Origin of the sequence: Bacillus sp. JJ1503 (genome assembly GCF_036965125.1) — a bacterium.
In the GTDB taxonomy this organism is placed as follows: Bacteria; Bacillota; Bacilli; order Bacillales; family Cytobacillaceae; genus Cytobacillus.
This window is the reverse complement of sequence record NZ_JBALOZ010000433.1, coordinates 1-3,153: the sequence shown is the minus strand read 5'-3', so window position 1 is coordinate 3,153 and position 3,153 is coordinate 1. Positions and strand designations below refer to the sequence as shown.

Annotated in this window: 3 protein-coding genes; all 3 read right to left on the bottom strand. The window is 41.4% G+C overall.

Features of this window, described 5'->3' with window-relative positions:
- Window positions 1-1,141 (bottom strand): dihydrolipoamide acetyltransferase family protein (locus V7149_RS24535; protein ID WP_335348182.1); only part of this gene is annotated, 1,141 nt, incomplete at its 3' end.
- Window positions 1,142-1,151: 10 nt separating this feature from the next.
- A complete protein-coding gene (locus V7149_RS24530; RefSeq protein WP_335348181.1) occupies window positions 1,152-2,147 on the bottom strand; it encodes an alpha-ketoacid dehydrogenase subunit beta in 996 nt (331 codons plus the stop codon).
- Window positions 2,144-3,153, bottom strand: a 1,010-nt coding sequence (pdhA, locus tag V7149_RS24525) for a pyruvate dehydrogenase (acetyl-transferring) E1 component subunit alpha (RefSeq protein ID WP_335348180.1), incomplete at its 5' end; no start/stop codon positions are given. The genes pdhA and V7149_RS24530, both read right to left, overlap by 4 nt.

Sequence of the window (3,153 nt, the reverse complement as noted above, 5' to 3'; positions counted from 1 at the left end):
CACTCGCCCCGTCTACTACACGATGATCAAAGGACATGGAAATATTCATGATGGACCGGATCACAATTTGATCATCATTTGTTACTATTGGCATTTTCTTCGTCTTATGAAAGGATATGAGTGACACTTCAGGATGTTGAATAATCGGTGTAGCCCCAAAGCTTCCACCTAGAGGACCAACATTACTAATCGTAAATGTTCCACCGGTTATTTCCTTCATGCTTAATTGATTGGCTAAAGCTTTTTCCGTTAACATTTTCATTTCGTCATAAATAACTCGAATGGATTTCTTCTCAACGTGTCGAAGAACGGGAACGATTAAACCCGCTTCTGCATCTACTGCCATTCCAATATGGTGTTCTTTTTGGAGATAAATAACTTCATTTTCCTCGTCAAGCCGACTATTAAAAATAGGAAATTCTAATAGACAAATAGATAAAGCTTTTATGAAAAAGGCAGTTGCAGATATCGTTTGATTGATTTTCTTTAACTCAGCTCTAAATTGAATTAGTTCGGTAACATCCACTTCTTCAAAATGAGTACAATGGGGAATTGTATTTAAAGATTGAATCATTTTTTTCGCAATTTGCTTCCTTCTTCCTCTGAAAGGAATGGTGTCTGATTTTAATGGGGATAGTTCTGCAGGTGCTACTGTCGCATTTCTTGTTTTTTGGCTGCTTCTATCGGATTCCTGTTGTTGTGAAGAAGCCATTAATTGATAAATATCTTCATCTGTGATTCTTCCAGCTAGTCCAGAACCATTAACACTTTCAATACGAATGCCGTTTTCCCTCGCAATTTTTCTAGTAAAAGGTGAAGCAAGAATACGCTTTTTATTGTCTTTTGCAATAGTCATAGTATGATTGGCGACCATTTTAGGGGGTGCTACAGATTGATTATTTAAGCTCCCTTCCTCTTCTAAGATTAATAAAGTTGTCCCAACAGGTACGGTCTGCCCTATTTCAACTTTAAATTCTCGAATATATCCCGTACGCGGTGCAGGAATTTCCGCGGTCATTTTGTCTGTTTGGATTTCAATGATTGGTTCATCGGCCCGGACAAAATCACCTGCCTTAACTAAAAAGCAATTAATATCTGCTTCGGTCATTCCTTCTCCAATATCATGTAATTTGACTTCCATTCCATCCCTCCTAAAACGACATGACTTTATGAATAGCAAATTTCACTCGATCAGCAGTCGGTAAATAATGATCTTCAAATCCAAAGTATGGAACAGGGGTATCAAATCCAGTCACCCTCTCTACAGGTGCTTTTTGATACAAAAATGAAGTATCGTTGATGATGGCTAATACATCATTCCCAACTCCTCCAGTGGCATGTGCCTCATGAACAATAACAGTACGGCCAGTATTTTGAACTGATTCAGCAATGATGTCTTTATCGATCGGGTATAAAGTTCTTAAATCAATAACATCACAATGGATGCCTTGATCTTTCATTTCTTTCGCTGCTTTCATGACAATCGGGACCATAGCTCCCCAAGTAATGATGGACACATCGTCCCCTTCCAGCATTTTTTTTCCTTTGCCTATTTCTATCGTGTATTTTCCTTCCGGCACTTCTTCTCTGCCAGAACGGTAACACCTCATTGGTTCCATAAATAATACAGGATCTGGATCCTCAATCGCTGCAATAAGCAATCCCTTCGCATCATATGGGCTGGACGGGCATACAACTTTTATTCCTGGCATATGGGTAAATATAGCTTCCGGGCTATCGCAATGAATTTCAGGAGCTCTGACACCTGCACCATATGGAGCGCGAATGACCATTGGAACAGTAAAGTGCCCCATTGTCCTCATCCTTAGTCTTGAAGCGTGTGTCATAATTTGCTCATAGGCAGGATAAATAAAGCTAAGAAACTGAATTTCAATGACAGGTAAAAATCCATTAACCGCCATTCCAATTCCTGCACCAACGAAACCCGCTTCACTTAAAGGCGTATCAATGACCCGGTCAGCCCCGTATTTTTCCTGAAGACCTTCAGTGGCGCGAAATACCCCGCCATTTTTTCCAATGTCCTCTCCTAACAGCAATACTTCTGGCCTGTTCTCAAGCATTGTATCCAGAGCATCGGTAATAGCTTGTATGAGTGTGAGCGTTTTGGTTTTGATCGCAGTACTCATCTCCCTTCACCTCCTATAAATCTTAAATACTCCTCTTTTTGCTGAGTAATTTGCCAAGTTGGCTCCGCAAAAACATAATCAAATATATTAGCAGGGTCAGCAGGCGGAAAATCTTCCATTTCCACAACCGCTTTTTCTATTTCATGTGTAGCTTCCTCTTCCACATCACGCACCCATTTTTCATCATATAATCCTACATTTTTCATCCACCTTTCAAGGCGGAGAATAGGATCTGTTTCTGATCGGCGGCCATTGCTCTCCACTTGGCAGCGGTATTTCGATGGATCATCAGCGGTCGTATGAGCCCCATATCTCCATGTGACAGCTTCAATTAATGTCGGTCCTTCACCCTTTCTCGCTCTCTCCAATGCCTTTAACGTTTCAAAATAAACAATAAAAACATCGTTTCCATCGATCCGGACACCCGGAATATCATAGGCTAAGCCCTTTTGTGCAATGGTCTTGGAATTCATTTGCTTGTTGATTGGGACGGAGATTGCAAATTGGTTATTTTGATTAAAGAAAACGACCGGCGCTTTAAATACACTTGCAAAATTAAGCCCTTCATGAAAATCCCCTTCAGATGTGGCACCATCCCCAAAGTAAGCAATGGCTGCATGGGTCGTTCCTTTTTTCTTTTCTGCCAAAGCTGCTCCGGCTGCGTGTGGAATCTGGGTGGCAATCGGGATACCTGGAGGAAAAATCTTTTTTCCAGCCGGAGGGACACACCCTTCGTTTCGTCCATTCCAGAATAAAAGAATATTCCTTAATGAGTGGCCAAAAACGAAGGCTGCCCCATGATCACGGTACGTAGGGAACATCCAATCTGATTCGTTTAATGCAAGCGCACTTCCTACCTGGGAAGCTTCCTGTCCTTCGAATGGTGCATATGTGCCTATCCTTCCTTGTCGCTGGAGACTCACGGCCTTTCGATCAAAAAGGCGGATTCTTACGAGCTGCCTATAAAAATTTCTGGCCAATTCCTCTGTAATATTCTCCTTATATT